17 protein-coding genes and 3 tRNA genes are annotated in these 13958 nt (G+C 67.6%); 12 read left to right on the top strand and 8 right to left on the bottom strand.

What is annotated here, in order from left to right; translation table 11 throughout:
• Positions 1–69 precede the first annotated feature (69 nt).
• From QUE68_RS01805 to QUE68_RS01795, 3 genes are all read right to left on the bottom strand, one after another.
• Positions 70–627: a M15 family metallopeptidase gene (locus QUE68_RS01805; RefSeq protein ID WP_284224238.1), complete on the bottom strand. Its 558-nt coding sequence runs from the start codon at positions 625–627 to the stop codon at positions 70–72.
• A gap of 41 nt (positions 628–668) precedes the next feature.
• Positions 669–741 (bottom strand) — tRNA-Arg (locus QUE68_RS01800).
• 36 nt (positions 742–777) lie between these two features.
• Positions 778–869 (bottom strand) — tRNA-Ser (locus tag QUE68_RS01795).
• 117 nt (positions 870–986) lie between these two features.
• Between QUE68_RS01795 and QUE68_RS01790 the strand changes: the two genes are divergently transcribed.
• From QUE68_RS01790 to QUE68_RS01770, 5 genes are all read left to right on the top strand, one after another.
• The gene (locus tag QUE68_RS01790) at positions 987–2051 is read left to right on the top strand and encodes a pyridoxal phosphate-dependent aminotransferase (RefSeq protein WP_284224237.1); all 1065 of its coding nucleotides are present in this window, start codon (positions 987–989) and stop codon (positions 2049–2051) included.
• Positions 2048–2518 (top strand): DUF4334 domain-containing protein, encoded by a 471-nt coding sequence (locus QUE68_RS01785; RefSeq protein ID WP_284224236.1) that lies wholly within the window; start codon positions 2048–2050, stop codon positions 2516–2518. Before QUE68_RS01790 ends, QUE68_RS01785 begins: the two co-directional genes overlap by 4 nt.
• A gap of 17 nt (positions 2519–2535) precedes the next feature.
• Complete coding sequence (locus tag QUE68_RS01780; RefSeq protein ID WP_284224235.1) at positions 2536–2940, top strand: hypothetical protein; 405 nt, start codon at positions 2536–2538, stop codon at positions 2938–2940.
• A 44-nt stretch (positions 2941–2984) separates the two neighbouring features.
• The gene (locus tag QUE68_RS01775) at positions 2985–3809 is read left to right on the top strand and encodes a crotonase/enoyl-CoA hydratase family protein (protein WP_284224234.1); all 825 of its coding nucleotides are present in this window, start codon (positions 2985–2987) and stop codon (positions 3807–3809) included.
• An 85-nt stretch (positions 3810–3894) separates the two neighbouring features.
• The gene (locus QUE68_RS01770) at positions 3895–4140 is read left to right on the top strand and encodes a hypothetical protein (protein WP_284232307.1); all 246 of its coding nucleotides are present in this window, start codon (positions 3895–3897) and stop codon (positions 4138–4140) included.
• Here the strand turns inward: QUE68_RS01770 and QUE68_RS01765 are convergent, their stop codons facing one another.
• Both QUE68_RS01765 and QUE68_RS01760 read right to left on the bottom strand, forming a co-directional pair.
• A complete protein-coding gene (locus QUE68_RS01765; RefSeq protein WP_286275061.1) occupies positions 4141–4683 on the bottom strand; it encodes a hypothetical protein in 543 nt (180 codons plus the stop codon).
• Positions 4684–4749: 66 nt separating this feature from the next.
• Positions 4750–4836 (bottom strand) — tRNA-Ser (locus QUE68_RS01760).
• A 107-nt stretch (positions 4837–4943) separates the two neighbouring features.
• Here QUE68_RS01760 and QUE68_RS01755 point away from each other — a divergent pair.
• On the top strand, positions 4944–5927 hold the full coding sequence (locus QUE68_RS01755; protein WP_286275060.1) for an NAD(P)H-quinone oxidoreductase: 984 nt from the start codon (positions 4944–4946) through the stop codon (positions 5925–5927).
• A gap of 9 nt (positions 5928–5936) precedes the next feature.
• Here the strand turns inward: QUE68_RS01755 and QUE68_RS01750 are convergent, their stop codons facing one another.
• Positions 5937–7133, bottom strand: coding sequence for a cysteine desulfurase-like protein (locus QUE68_RS01750; RefSeq protein WP_284224230.1), 1197 nt, complete (start codon positions 7131–7133; stop codon positions 5937–5939).
• 109 nt (positions 7134–7242) lie between these two features.
• On the opposite strand from QUE68_RS01750, the gene QUE68_RS01745 reads away from it, so the two are divergent.
• The 6 genes from QUE68_RS01745 to QUE68_RS01720 all read left to right on the top strand — a co-directional run bounded on the left by QUE68_RS01745 (position 7243) and on the right by QUE68_RS01720 (position 12744).
• Entirely contained in the window at positions 7243–9189 is a 1947-nt protein-coding gene (locus QUE68_RS01745) for a DUF6541 family protein (RefSeq protein WP_286275059.1), read from the top strand.
• Between the two features lie 9 nt (positions 9190–9198).
• Positions 9199–9714: a bacterial proteasome activator family protein gene (locus QUE68_RS01740; RefSeq protein ID WP_284224228.1), complete on the top strand. Its 516-nt coding sequence runs from the start codon at positions 9199–9201 to the stop codon at positions 9712–9714.
• 2 nt (positions 9715–9716) lie between these two features.
• Positions 9717–10526, top strand: coding sequence for a galactan export ABC transporter ATP-binding subunit Wzt/RfbE (gene wzt, locus QUE68_RS01735; RefSeq protein ID WP_454786203.1), 810 nt, complete (start codon positions 9717–9719; stop codon positions 10524–10526).
• Entirely contained in the window at positions 10519–11448 is a 930-nt protein-coding gene (gene glfT1 / locus QUE68_RS01730) for a galactofuranosyltransferase GlfT1 (RefSeq protein ID WP_284224227.1), read from the top strand. The genes wzt and glfT1 overlap by 8 nt, the downstream gene beginning before the upstream one ends.
• Complete coding sequence (gene wzm / locus QUE68_RS01725; RefSeq protein WP_284224226.1) at positions 11445–12275, top strand: galactan export ABC transporter permease subunit Wzm/RfbD; 831 nt, start codon at positions 11445–11447, stop codon at positions 12273–12275. The genes glfT1 and wzm overlap by 4 nt, the downstream gene beginning before the upstream one ends.
• A 124-nt stretch (positions 12276–12399) precedes the next feature.
• Complete coding sequence (locus QUE68_RS01720) at positions 12400–12744, top strand: TFIIB-type zinc ribbon-containing protein (protein ID WP_284224225.1); 345 nt, start codon at positions 12400–12402, stop codon at positions 12742–12744.
• On the opposite strand, the gene QUE68_RS01715 is transcribed toward QUE68_RS01720, so the two are convergent.
• Positions 12741–13463, bottom strand: coding sequence for a phosphotransferase family protein (locus QUE68_RS01715; protein ID WP_284224224.1), 723 nt, complete (start codon positions 13461–13463; stop codon positions 12741–12743). The two genes, QUE68_RS01720 and QUE68_RS01715, sit on opposite strands and share 4 nt — an antisense overlap.
• Before the next feature lie 21 nt (positions 13464–13484).
• Entirely contained in the window at positions 13485–13955 is a 471-nt protein-coding gene (locus QUE68_RS01710; RefSeq protein ID WP_284224223.1) for a carboxymuconolactone decarboxylase family protein, read from the bottom strand.
• Positions 13956–13958 lie beyond the last annotated feature (3 nt).

The raw sequence follows: 13958 nt of genomic DNA, 5'->3' as shown, positions 1-13958 counted from the left end.
TCGCATTGCGGTTTCGAAGGCTTCGTCGAATCGACCCCGTGCGCGCTTTCCCCCTGCGCCGCAACAGTTCTAACCCGCGTTGGGGAGCAGCGGCGGACAATTGCCGTCAGCGCCGGTCGCCAGTTCGAAGTGCCACAGTTCGTTGGCGTAGATCCGACAGAGCCCGAAACGGGTGCCGTTCGCGATGAGCCATTGATCGGCGCTCACACCGCCGACGTCGACCGCCGCACCGACGACGTGTTTGGACGCCTCCGGGGTCTGGACGTACTCCCGCGCCGCGGTGAAGCTGCCATAGGTGTGCACCGCGTCGTCGAGCAACCGCTGCTGAAACTCCGGCGACCGCCAGCCCGAGGTGATCGTCATGGTGATGCCGTCCGCGGTGGCCGCCGTCGAGGCGTTCTGAATGGCGCTCAGCAAGGCCGGATCGAGGCGGCCGACGGCCGGATCCTGGACATCGAAGGGCGTGAGCGCGTCGCCATTGGGAAGTGATCCGTTGCCCGGATCCGCGGGCGGATCCGGCGCGATGGTGTGGTCGGCGAGGATGATCTGCGGACCCGGCGTGTCGGGCGGCGCCGCGCTGAGGGCCGCAATTGCCAAGATCACGCCGATGGTGCCGAGCACCCGCATGGTTCGCCTCCCAAGCTGCGAAGACGTGTCCAGTCGTTGAGTGCGCCCGAAGGGATTCGAACCCCTAACCTTCTGATCCGTAGTCAGATGCTCTATCCGTTGAGCTACGGGCGCCTGTCATTCAGTTGTACGGCTGGAGTGCACCAGTCGTGGCGGAGGCGAGAGGATTTGAACCTCCGGTCCGCTTTAAGACGGACAACTCATTAGCAGTGAGTCCCATTCGGCCGCTCTGGCACGCCTCCTGACCGATCCGAGGGTACCGGACACGAAAGTGATCCCCGGAACCGCCGAGGGAGAAGCGTACACACGCAGGCGAGCTGAAGGCAAAGCAGCGTCCCGCCCACCCCTAGACTGTCCGGGTGACCGCCCGCCTGCGCCCCGAGCTGGCCGATCTGCCCGCCTACACGCCGGGGAAGACAGTGCCCGGGGCCATCAAGATCGCCAGCAATGAAACCGTCGACGGTCCGCTGCCCAGCGTGCGGGCCGCGATCGTGGCGGCCACCGAATCCATCAACCGCTACCCCGACAACGGATACGTCGAACTCAAGGAACGCCTGGCCAAGCACCTCGACGACGGCGCGTTTGCGCCCGAGCACATCTCGGTGGGCAGCGGGTCGGTCAGCCTCTGTCAGCAGCTGATCCAGATCACGGCGTCCGTCGGCGACGAGGTCATGTTCGGCTGGCGCAGCTTCGAGATCTACCCCCTTCAGGTCCGCACCGCAGGCGCCACACCGTTGCAGGTGGCGCTGCGGGACTACACGTTCGACCTCGACGCGATGCTGGCCGCGATCACCGACCGCACGCGGCTGATCTTCATCTGCAACCCGAACAACCCGACGTCGACCGTGGTCGATCCCGACGCGCTGGCACGCTTCGTTGCGGCGGTGCCCGGCGACATCCTCATCGTGATCGACGAGGCGTACGTGGAGTACATCCGCGACGGGATGCTGCCCGACAGCTTCGGGCTGGTCCGGGCGCACCGCAATGTCGTTGTGCTGCGGACGTTCTCGAAGGCCTACGGGCTCGCCGGTCTCCGCATCGGGTATGCCGTCGGCGACCCCGACGTCATCACAGCCCTCAGCAAGGTCTACGTGCCGTTCACCGCGACGAGCATCTCCCAGGCCGCGGCCATCGCCTCCATCGACGCCTCCGACGAGCTGCTGGCGCGGACCGACGCCGTGGTCGCCGAACGCGTCAGGGTGACGGCGGCTTTGCGCGACGCCGGTTTCACCGTGCCGCCGTCGCAGGCGAACTTCGTCTGGCTGCCGCTGGCCGAACGCACCCACGAGTTCGTCAACGCCGCCGCCGACAACCGGCTGCTGGTGCGCCCCTACGGCCACGACGGTGTCCGCGTCACCGTGTCCACCCCCCACGAGAACGACGCCTTCATCGACTTCGCGACCCGCTGGATCGGACGGACATGACCGCGCGAAAGACGTTCGCCGCGTTGATCGAACGCACCGGTGAGATACCCGACGCCGAGCTGGACGCGTTCTGGGACACCCTGCAACCCGCCACCATCGACTTCATGATCGGCGAGTGGAGGGGCGGGGAGTTCGCCACGGGCCACCGCGCGAACGGTTTCATGCAGCGGCTCAACTGGTTCGGGAAGACGTTCCACTCCGCGTCCGACGCCAAACCGCTGGTGTGCCTGGACGCCGACGGGAACACGTTCTCCAACACCGAGGCCATGAACGGCGAGGCCAGCCTGTGGCTCGAGGAGTTCCGCGGCGAGGTGACCGCATCGATGGTCTACGACGGGGCACCGGTGCACGATCACTTCAAGAAGGTCGACGACGACGCCGTCATGGGCATCATGAACGGCAAGGGTGCGGTGGACGACAGCTCCGGCTCGCCGCGGCACCTCTACTTCTACCTGGAACGGGTCTGAGCCCCTATGGTTCGCAGATGAGGTTGCGCGTTCTGGTCGCTGCGGCGACGTTCGTCGTCGCGGGTGCCATCGCGGGCTGCGACCGCACCACGCCGGGCACGGTGGCGATGACCACCGAGGCGGGTCCGTCCACCAGGACGTCGACGTCGTCACGTCCCACCACGTCGTCCCCGCGGACCTCGACACCGCGGACGTCGTCGGAAGCCCCACCGCCGGGAGGCGCGCTGGGAGTTACCTGCTCGGAGTACGTCGATCTCGATGATGCGGGGAAGACGGCGGTCATCGAGGAGATCCTCAGCTCCGAGAACTCGGTATTGGGCACCGGCGACGCCGAGATCGCGAAGACGCTGGCAGACGCGGTGTGCACGTTCCTACCCGACAGCACGGTCAGCGAGATCCTGCTCGGTGGGACCCCTCCCTAGGCCCCTCCCGCTGGTCATCCCGTGGTGGCCGTAGCCTTCCTGGCATGGGCGATGCATACGAATCCCTCACCGTCGACGTCGATGCTCACGTCGCGCGGGTCACGCTGACCGGTCCCGGCAAGGGCAACGCGATGGGTCCGGCCTTCTGGGCCGAACTCCCCAAGGCGTTCGCTTCACTCGACGCCGATCCCGAAGTCCGCGCCATCGTGCTGACCGGGTCGGGCCGGAACTTCAGCTACGGACTCGACCTCGTGTCGATGGGCGGCACGCTGGCGCCGATCCTCACCGAAGGTGCGATGGCCAAGCAGCGCACCGAGTTCCACACCGCACTCAAGGCGATGCAGGGTTCCATCACGGCGGTGGCGGACTGCCGCACGCCGGTGATCGCCTCGGTCCACGGCTGGTGCATCGGCGGTGGTGTGGACCTCATCTCGGCCGTCGACGTCCGCTACGCCAGCGCCGACGCAAAGTTCTCGGTGCGCGAGGTCAAGCTCGCGATGGTCGCCGACGTGGGCAGTCTGGCCCGGCTGCCGCTGATCCTCTCCGACGGCCACCTTCGCGAACTTGCGTTGACGGGCAAGGACATCGATGCAGTGCGCGCCGAGAAGATCGGTTTGGTCAACGACGTCTTCACCGACGCCGATGCCTCACTCGCCGCCGCCCACGAGACCGCCTCCGAGATCGCCGCGAACCCGCCACTGGTGGTTCAGGGCATCAAGGACGTGCTCGACGAGCAACGCATCGCGCAGGTGTCGGCCAGCTTGCGATACGTCGCGGCGTGGAACTCGGCGTTCCTGCCATCTCACGACCTCAACGAAGGCATTACCGCGATGTTCGCGAAACGGGCTCCGGACTTCAAGGGCGAGTGACGTCTCGGTAAATTACGTCCCGCCGCGGGTTCGGTCCGCGTACCGTTCGACCCCTCGGATCTTCAATCACTCGAGGAGAATTCAGATGCGGAAATTCGGCATGGCGGTCGCGGTCACGGCACTGACGATGGGCACCTTCACGACGGCTCCCCTCGCGTCGGCAGCCCAGGTCTCGCCGCCCCCGCCGGTCCCCACCACCTCGGGGTCGCCCGCCGCGCCGTCGTCGCCGATCCACATGATGAACTGCGTCGGCGGCACCGGCGCTGAGGGTTGCGGGCCGGGATTCATCTGGCACGACGGCTGGCGCGGGTTCGCCTGCTACCCCTGCTGATCAGACCGCGTCGGCATCCCTGATCGCGGTCGCCTGCTGCCGCGCGTACTCCACCGCTAGGTCCGGCGGCACGGGATCCCCTGCCGCACCGCTGAATTCGATGATGGCCGCCGTGCCGCCCTCGGTGAACCGCACCACCGTGACCGAGCGCGTGCCGTCCGCGGACGCCCCCGTGATCATCGTGCCGTTGCTACCTACCGGGGCGGGTTCGTTGCCGCCACCCGGAATGGTGGTGACGACGACGGGCGTAGCTCCGGCCAGAGCCGCCGACGCGGCGGCCGGATCCGACAGCACCAGGATGGTGTCGGTGATGGTGCGACTGCTGTCGCGGTGCGTGAAAATCGTCTCGACGCCTGGCTGACCGTCCGGGTTCAAGGTGGGTGGGGCCGCGACGTAGGCCGTCGAGTCGGTGACCACGTTCGGGTCGACCGGCAGGCCCGCGTAGTCCCCCGGCTGAGCCGCCGCGACACTTGCCGTGAACAGCCCGATCGTCAAGAGCACGGTCGACGTCGCACCGCAAACGGCAGCCAAGGATGTCTTCACGCGAACGCCCCGTCCCAATTGTCATGTGCGTCAGATGACGCGTCCACGACGGTAACGGAGCGGCTGCGGTGGCGGAGGGATTTGAACCCCCGGACGGTGTTAGCCGTCTCTCGCTTTCAAGGCGAGTGCATTAGGCCGCTCTGCCACGCCACCGTGGGACAGCCTAAGCGGTTCCGACCCGACCCACCCTCGCGGGCGTCCGCCCCGACGTGAGAGTCGACCGAGGAAGTGCGTGCAGACGCGGTAGTAGCGTTATGAACATGCGCGCGATCGTCGCCGAATCCGGCACTGACCTGGCCTGGCAAGAAGTTCCCGACGTCGAGGCGGAGACCGGGCAGGTCGTCATCGACGTCGTCGCCGCGGGCGTGAACCGCGCCGACCTGTTGCAGGCCGCCGGCCACTACCCGCCGCCGCCGGGGGCCAGCCAGATCATCGGCCTCGAGGTGTCCGGTCGCGTGTCGGCGCTGGGTCCCGGGGTCACGTCGTGGTCCATCGGGCAACCGGTGTGCGCGCTGCTATCCGGTGGCGGCTATGCCGAACGCGTCGCGGTCCCCGCGGGTCAGGTGATGCCGATCCCGGACGGCGTCGGCATTCACCAGGCGGCCGGTCTGCCGGAGGTTGCGTGCACGGTCTGGTCGAACCTCGGCATGACGGCGCATCTGAGCAAGGGACAGACGGTGCTCTTCCACGGCGGCGCCAGCGGCATTGGCACCCACGGCATTCAGGTGGCGCACGCACTCGGATGCCGGGTGGCCGTCACCGCCGGCTCACCGGAGAAGCTGAAGGTCTGCCGCGAACTCGGCGCCGACGTCACCATCAACTACCGCGAAGAGGACTTCGTCGAGCGAATCCGGAACGCGACCGACGGTCTGGGCGCCGACGTCATCCTCGATCTGATGGGCGCGTCCTACCTCGACCGCAACATCGACGCACTGGCGCCCGACGGCCGACTCGTCGTGATCGGATTCCAGGGCGGCCTCAAGGGTGAACTGAACTTCGGCAAGCTGATGGCCAAACGGGCCTCGGTCATCTCGACGGCGCTACGGTCGCGACCCGTCGACGGCCCGTCTGGCAAGGCCGCCGTCGTCGAATCGGTGGTCGCCAACGTGTGGCCGATGGTCGCCGACGGCCGGGTGCGGCCCATCATCGGCGCCGAGCTGCCCATCGAAGACGCCGCCAGGGCCCACCGGCTACTCGAGTCCGGGGACGCCCACGGGAAAGTGCTTCTGCACGTTCGCGATTGAGGGCGCGAGTCAGCCGAGCGAGGCGAGCGCACGCACCAGCTGGTCGACTTCGGCCATGGTCGTGTAGTGGGCGAGGCCCACGGTGACCGCGCCACCGATGTCATTGACCCCGATGACGTCGAGCACCCTGGACGTGGTGTTCAGGGCGGCCAGTACGCCATTGTCGGCCAGCCGCTGGACAACCCGCTCGGCGGGCACGCCGTCGACGGCGAAGCTGAGCACCGGGATCTGCACCTCGGGCCGCCCGATGACCATCACCAGCGGCAGCGACCGCAGTGCCGTCAGCAGGTACTCGAAGAGCCGGTCCATGTAGGCGGCCGCCGATTGCATGGAGACCGAGAGCCTCTCGCGGCGGGTGCCCGACGCCGACTCGTCGAGGTTCGCCAGGTACTCGACACTGGCCACCACCCCGGCCAGCATGCCGAACTGGTGGGTGCCCATCTCCAGCCGTTGCACCCCGACGGCCAGAGGGTCGAGCGCCACCGACCCGAACGACTCGATCGTCGACGGATCACGGAACACCAGCGCACCGATGGGGGGTCCACCCCACGCCACCGCGTTGACTGCGAGGACGTCGGCCTCGATCTCGTGGATGTCGACCAGGCGGTACGGCGCGGCGGCCGAGTGGTCGACCACGACCGTGCCGCCGTTCTCGTGCACCAGCTTGGTGACCGGACGCAGATCGGTGACGGCGCCGACGGCCGACGACGCGGACGTGAGGGCGACCAGCTTGGTCGGCTTGTCGATCAGCGACTCCCACTGCCAGGCGGGCAGCTCGCCGGTTTCGATGTCGACCTCGGCCCACTTGACCTTCGCGCCATAGCGATTCGCCGCGCGCAGCCACGGCGCGATGTTGGCCTCGTCGTCGAGGCGGGTGACGACCAGTTCACGGCCAAGCCCGACGCGTGAGGACGAGGCGTCTGCGAGCGAGGTGAGCAGGATCGCGCGGTCGGCGCCGAGGACGACGCCACGCGGGTCGCCGCCGACTAGATCGGCGACGGCTTGCCGGGCGGCGTGCAGCACCGCGGCGCTCCGGGTGGCGGCGGGATGAGGCCCCTGCCCCGTGGTCATCGATCCGCGGAAGGCGGTGGACACCGTCGTCGCCACCGAGTCGGGCAGCAACATGCCGTTGTGCGCGTCGAAATGCACCCACCCGTCGCCCAATGACGGGTGCAGACCCCGCACCCGGGCGACGTCATAAGCCATGCTGCCCACCTTCGAACCCTGCGAGTGCCGCGGAACGTACAGATGTCGATGGTGTCCTCGGCGCACACGTAGGTACGGACCAAGTCACCTGCGTGGTCATACTAGTGCAGTGAGCTTGGCGGCTGGAGTGCTAGTGGCGGTGGCGTTGCTAGTGGTCCCCGGAGCAACCATCGCACGGGCCGCGCAGCTAACCTGGCCCCTTGCCATCGCACTGGGCCCGCCGCTTACCTACGGCACCGTAGCGCTGGCGATTCTCCCCTTTGGCGCCGTCGGCATCCCCTGGAATCTCGGCACCGCGGTGCTCGCTCTGGTCGTCGTGGTGGTCGTCGTTGCGGGTTTGCAGGCGGCGCTGAGTCGCGCACGCGACCAGTCCGCCGAGGGCGAGTCGATGACGACCGGACCGGCCCTAGTCGTGGCGGCGGGCGTCATCCTCGGTGCGGCGTTGATCGCCTTCGCAGCTATTCGTGGCATCCCGCATTGGCAATCGATTCCGAGCACCTGGGACTCGGTGTGGCACGCCAACACCATCAGGTTCATCCTCGACACCGGCCAGGCCTCCCCGACGCACATGGGCGAATTGCGCAACGTGGAGACCCACGACGCGCTCTACTATCCGACCGCCTTTCACGCCCTTGCCGCGCTGCAGAGTCAGCTCACCGGCGCTGCGGCCACCACCGCCTACACCCTGAACTCCCTCGCGGTCGCCGTCTGGCTGTTCCCGGTCAGCGCGGCGGCGCTCGCCTGGCATCTGCTCCGCCGACGCGACGTGGGCCAGTGGCAGGCGGCGGGGTCGGCGGCCGCGGCGGCCGCGTTGGCCGCGTCGTTCACCGCCGTCCCCTACGTCGAATTCGACACCGCGTCGATGCCGAACCTCGCCGCCTACGGCTTGGCCGTGCCCACGATGCTGCTCATCGTCTCGTCGCTGAAGCACCGCGACCGGATTCCGCTGGCGGTGCTCGCCCTGCTCGGGGTGTTCTCGGTGCACATCACCGGCGGGGTGGTGACGGCGATCTTCGTCGTGGCGTGGTGGCTCTGCGACGGGCTGTGGCATCCGATCCGCGGACGGCTCTCCGACTTCCTTGGTCTAGTGGCGGTCGCCGGGCCGGCGTTGCTGCTGTTGCTGCCGCAGTTCGTCGGCGTGCTCGCGCAGGCGGAGATCATCGAAGGCCACGAGTTCGCCACCCACGAGGGGAAGAGGAAGGCGCTCTTCGACGCGGTCGTCCAGCACACCCGGCACCTCAACGACTATCCGATCCAGAACGCCCTCATCGCACTCGCCGCCATCGGCTTCGTGATCCTGGTGATCCGGCGCATGTGGTGGCCCGTCGCCGTCTGGCTGCTGCTGGTGTACGCGATCGTCTACTCGTCGGCGCCGTTCGGCGGGGCCGTCGGGGCGGTAACCGCCCAGTTCACCGACCTGTTCTACAGCGATCCGCGACGGCTGTCGGCCGTGGTCGCCATGCTGCTCGCACCCATGGCGGGCATCGCACTGTTCACCATGACCTCGGCTGCGCTGACGAGTGTGCAACGAGTGCTGCCGCGCCTCGGCCCCCGGGCCGTGCACGCCGCGACCGCCGTCGTCGTCGTCGCGGTGTCGATCGGCATGGCCTGGCACTACCTCCCGCGGCACGAGCGGCTGCTGGGCGAGAAGTACGACCAGGTCATGATCGACGACAAGGACCTCCAGGCGTTCGCCTACCTGGCCACGCTGCCGGGCGCCCGCGACACCCTGATCGGCAACGCCAACATCGACGGCACCGCCTGGATGTACGCCGTGTCCGGACTGCATCCGCTGTGGACGCACTACGACTACCCGCAGCAGCAGGGCCCCGGGTACCACCGCTTCATGTTCTGGGCCCACGCCGATGACGCCGACACCGATCCCCGCGTTGCCGAGACCGTCCGAGCGTTGAACATCCGGTACGTCATCACCAGCACGCCGGTGGTGCGAGGGTTCGTCATGCCCGACGGACTAGTCTCGCTAGACGAGTCGGCGTCGTGGAAGGAGATCTACGACAACGGCGGGGACCACATCTACGAGTGGCAGGGAAAGTAGTCAGAACAGATGACCAGTAGCGCCGACAACAACGCCGACGACGTCGAGATCATCGGTGACGTATCCGCCATGGGAGACGACGCCGACGGCAAGTCCCTGACCGAGCTGGTCGAACAGCCGGCGAAGGTCATGCGGATCGGCACCATGATCAAGCAGCTGCTCGAGGAGGTCCGCGCAGCGCCGCTCGACGATGCCAGCCGTGGGCGACTGCGCGAGATCCACGGCCGCAGCGTTCGCGAACTCGAGGAAGGCCTGGCGCCCGAGTTGCGCGAGGAACTCGAACGGCTGACCCTCCCCTTCACGGACGAGAGCCTGCCGTCGGACGCCGAACTGCGCATCGCGCAGGCACAGCTCGTCGGCTGGCTCGAAGGGCTCTTCCACGGCATCCAGACGGCGCTGTTCGCCCAGCAGATGGCGGCCCGCGCCCAGCTCGAGCAGATGCGGCAGGGCGCGTTGCCTCCCGGCACGGGTGCCATGCCGGGACAGCGCGGCCCGTCTGGTCCGGGCACCGGGCAGTACCTCTGACGGTGGGCGATCCCCATATCGAGACCCGCAACGCGTGGGTGGAGTTCCCGATCTTCGACGCCAAGTCGCGATCGCTGAAGAAGGCGTTCCTCGGCAAGGCCGGCGGCACCATCGGCCGCAACGAGTCCAACGTCGTCGTCATCGAAGCCCTCCGAGACATCACGCTGTCGCTGAAGATGGGTGACCGCGTCGGCCTGGTCGGCCACAACGGAGCGGGCAAGTCCACGCTGCTGCGGCTGCTGTCGGGCATCTACGAACCCACCCGCGGTTCGGCGACCGTGCGCGGCCGCGTCGCGCCAGTGTTCGACCTCGGCGTCGGGATGGACCCCGAGATCTCGGGTTTCGAGAACATCGTCATCCGCGGCATGTTCCTCGGCCAGACGCGCAAGCAGATGGCGGCCAAGGTCGACGAGATCGCCGACTTCACCGAGCTCGGTGACTACCTCTCGATGCCCCTGCGCACCTACTCGACCGGAATGCGGGTGCGGCTGGCCATGGGCGTCGTCACGAGCATCGACCCCGAGATCCTGTTGCTCGACGAGGGGATCGGCGCCGTCGACGCCGAGTTCATGAAGAAGGCCCGCGTGCGACTGCAGGATCTCGTGGCCCGCTCGGGAATCCTGGTGTTCGCCAGCCACTCCAACGAGTTCCTCGCCCAACTCTGCGACACCGCCATGTGGGTCGACCACGGCACCATCAAGATGACCGGCGGCATCGAGGAGATCGTCCGCGCCTACGAGGGCGAGGACGCCGCTCGGCACGTACGCGAGGTCATCGACGAGAACACGAACTGGGACAGCCCGGGTGGCTGAGCACCAGACGATCGTCGCGGTCGTGGTCACCCATCGGCGGGTGGCCGAGTTGACCCAGTCCCTGGCCGCCGTCACCGGTCAGACCCGCGCGCCCGACCACGTGATCGTCGTCGACAACGACGACGACGGCCGGGTGCGGGAACTCGTTGCGTCGCAGTCGGTTCCGACGACGTATATCGGATCCCGCCGCAATCTGGGCGGTGCGGGCGGTTTCGCGCTCGGCGTGCTCACGGCGCTATCGCTTGGCGCAGAATGGGTGTGGCTGGCCGACGACGACGGCAGGCCCGCGGACACCGAGGTGCTGGGCACGCTGTTGGATTGTGCGACAAGGCATTCACTGGCCGAGGTGTCGCCCATGGTGTGCGATCTCGCCGACCCCTCACGACTGGCGTTCCCCCTGCGCCGCGGCATCGCCTGGCGGCGCCGGGTCGAGGAGCTCCGCGTCGACGGCTCGGGTGACCTGTTGGCCGGCATCGCGTCACTGTTCAACGGAGCCTTGTTTCGCGCGTCGACGCTGGAAGCCGTTGGCGTGCCGGACATTCGGTTGTTCATCCGTGGCGACGAGGTCGAGGTGCACCGACGTCTGGTGCGTTCCGGCCTGCCGTTCGGCACCTGCCTGGACGCGGTCTACCTGCATCCGCAGGGCTCCGACGAGTTCAAGCCGATCCTCGGTGGCCGGATGCACACCCAGTACCCCGACGACGCCACCAAGCGCTACTTCACCTACCGCAACCGGGGCTACGTGCAGTCACAACCCGGCATGCGTCACCTGCTACCGCAGGAATGGCTGCGCTTCGGCTGGTTCTTCCTGGTGACCCGCCGCGACCCCGCGGGTCTGCGGGAATGGCTGAAGCTGCGACGGCTGGGACGACGCGAGAGGTTTTGGCGAGGCGAGCGAAGCGACGGGAAGTACACCAGATGACGTTCATCGATGCGGCCGCGCAGTCCAAGACCTTCACGCGGGCGTGGGGTGACCTCGCGGAGGGCTTCGGCAAGCGCGAACTGTGGCTGCACCTCGGGTGGCAGGACATCAAGCAGCGCTATCGACGGTCGGTGCTGGGGCCCATCTGGATCACGATCGCAACCGGCACCATGGCGGTGGCGCTGGGTGGTCTGTACTCCACGCTGTTCCATCTACCGCTGGCCGAGCACCTGCCGTACGTCACGCTCGGGCTGATCATCTGGAACCTGATCAACGCCTCCATCCTCGAGGGCGCCGACGTGTTCGTCGCCAATGAGGGCCTGATCAAACAACTTCCGACGCCGCTCTCGGTGCACGTGTACCGACTGGTGTGGCGTCAGATCATCTTGTTCGGGCACAACATCATCATCTTCGTGGTGATCGCGATCATCTTCCCGCAGCCGTGGAAGTGGACCGATCTGTCGTTCATCCCCGCACTGGCGCTCATCGCGCTGAACTGTGTGTGGGTGGCGCTCTGCTTCGGGATCCTGGCCACGCGCTACCGCGACATCAGCCCGCTGTTGTTCAGCCTCGTGCAGCTGCTGTTCTACGTGACGCCGATCATCTGGAACGACGCCACCCTGCGTCAGCAAGGCGCCGGCGGCTGGGCCAAGGTCATCGAGTTCAATCCGCTGCTGCACTACGTCGACATCGTGCGCGCACCGCTGCTGGGCGCCGACCAGGAGCTGCGGCACTGGGTGGTGGTCATCGCGTTGACGATCGTCGGCTGGACGGTGACGGCGTTCGCGATGCGGCAGTACCGGTCCCGCGTGCCGTACTGGGTGTAGATCTACTCCGCGAGCGGCCACTTATCGCACGTGAAATGTCGAGATCCGTGTGACAACTGGCCACTCGACGAGATCAGCTGAGAGCTGACAGGCACTTCCCAGGCTTCTCGGCCGTTGTGGTCACATGAGCATTCCGCCATACGAGCCGCCGCGACCGCCGACTTCGACCCCCGGGGTGGGAAACACCCTGCTGTGTCCCAAGTGCGCCGGGGTCATGAAGACCTACGAGCGCAACGGCGTCCACCTGGAACAGTGCGACACCTGTCGCGGGATCTTCCTCGACTTCGGAGAGCTCGAGTCGATGACACAGATGGAGAATCGGTTCGTCCAGTCGGCGGCGCCGCCGCCGGTGCAACAGGGGTACGGCGGCGGCGGCGGGTACGGCAACTACGGCGGGCCCGAGTGGGGTCATCGCGGTAACAAGCACTACCGCAAGCAGGGGTTCGGCAGGCTGTTCTTCTCCAGCTAAGCCATCCGCGCGCACGCTTCGACGAGCAACTCGTCGTCCGGGTGGTTGGCGGCCGCGGTCACGACCGCAACGCGCGCCACCCGCTCGAGCACGGACCAGGGATCGCCGTCGGGTAGGGCAGGCCCTCCCGCGCCGCGGTAGCCGTCGACGAAGCGCTCCCAGTCGTCGTCGGGCACCAGCCCGGCCGCCCAGAATCCGGCGGGGCGCGCCAAATCCCACGCCGGGTCACCGATGCCGAGGTCGTCGACGTCGATCAACCGCCAGGCCACACCGTCCCTGCCGAGTTGGCCGAGGTGAAAGTCGCCGTGTACCAGTGTGACCGGCCGGTCCGGGGTTAGTGCGAAGTCCAGACCCGCGGCGGCGCGGCGGATGACGTCGGAGTCGTGGCCGTCGCCCAGACGGGCGAGTGCGCGACGCAGCCGGTCACGTGCGCCATGCGCCATCGAGAAGTCGCCGACCGGCTCGTTGTGCAAGCGCGCCAACACCTCTCCCGCTCGTGCCCAAGGCAGGTCGACGGGCTCGGGCCGAACCACGTCGAGGCGGGGCCATCGGGTGAGCCACCGATCGCCGACCTGCTCCGGCTCGACCTGCAACGGTGACGCCAGGGCGTCGGAACGCGCAGCGACCAGCAGCCGTCGTCGTAGTCCCTGCAGATCGGTGCCCGCCCGGTGCACCTTCAGCACGACGTCACCCTCGAAGGAGATCCGCGCGTCTGGCACTCAGCCATCCTCGTCGAACTCTCAGCGGCGCGGGGCCTTCATGCGGGTGGCGACGTTGAACCGATTCCACGCGTTGATGGTGACGGCCATGGCGATCACCTGGGCGAGTTCCCTGTCGGTGAAGACCGCGGCGGCCTTGGCGTAGACCTCGTCGGAGACGTGCCCGTGGTGCAGTTCGGTGACGGCCTCGGTCAGCTCCAGAGCCGCCCGCTCCTGCTCGGAGAACAGGGTTCCCGCCTCCTCCCACGCCGCGATGAGCGCTAGCCGCTGCTCGGTCTCACCGTGCGTGCGGGCATCGGTGACGTGCATGTCGAGGCAGAAGGCGCAGTGGTTGATCTGCGAGGCGCGGATCTTGATCAGCTCGCCGATGGTCGGGTCGACGTCCTTGGCCGCGGCGGTGCTGAGCTTCATCATGGCGTCGTACAGCTCGGGCGACACCTTGTAGATCTGAAGGCGGTCGATGGCGGTGGGGTGTTCCAGGGTTTGCGTCATGAC

Origin of the sequence: Mycolicibacterium sp. TUM20985, from assembly GCF_030295745.1 — a bacterium.
Taxonomy (GTDB): domain Bacteria; phylum Actinomycetota; class Actinomycetes; order Mycobacteriales; family Mycobacteriaceae; genus Mycobacterium.
Note: the sequence above shows the minus strand (reverse complement) of the source record. Positions and strands in the feature narration are given on the sequence as shown.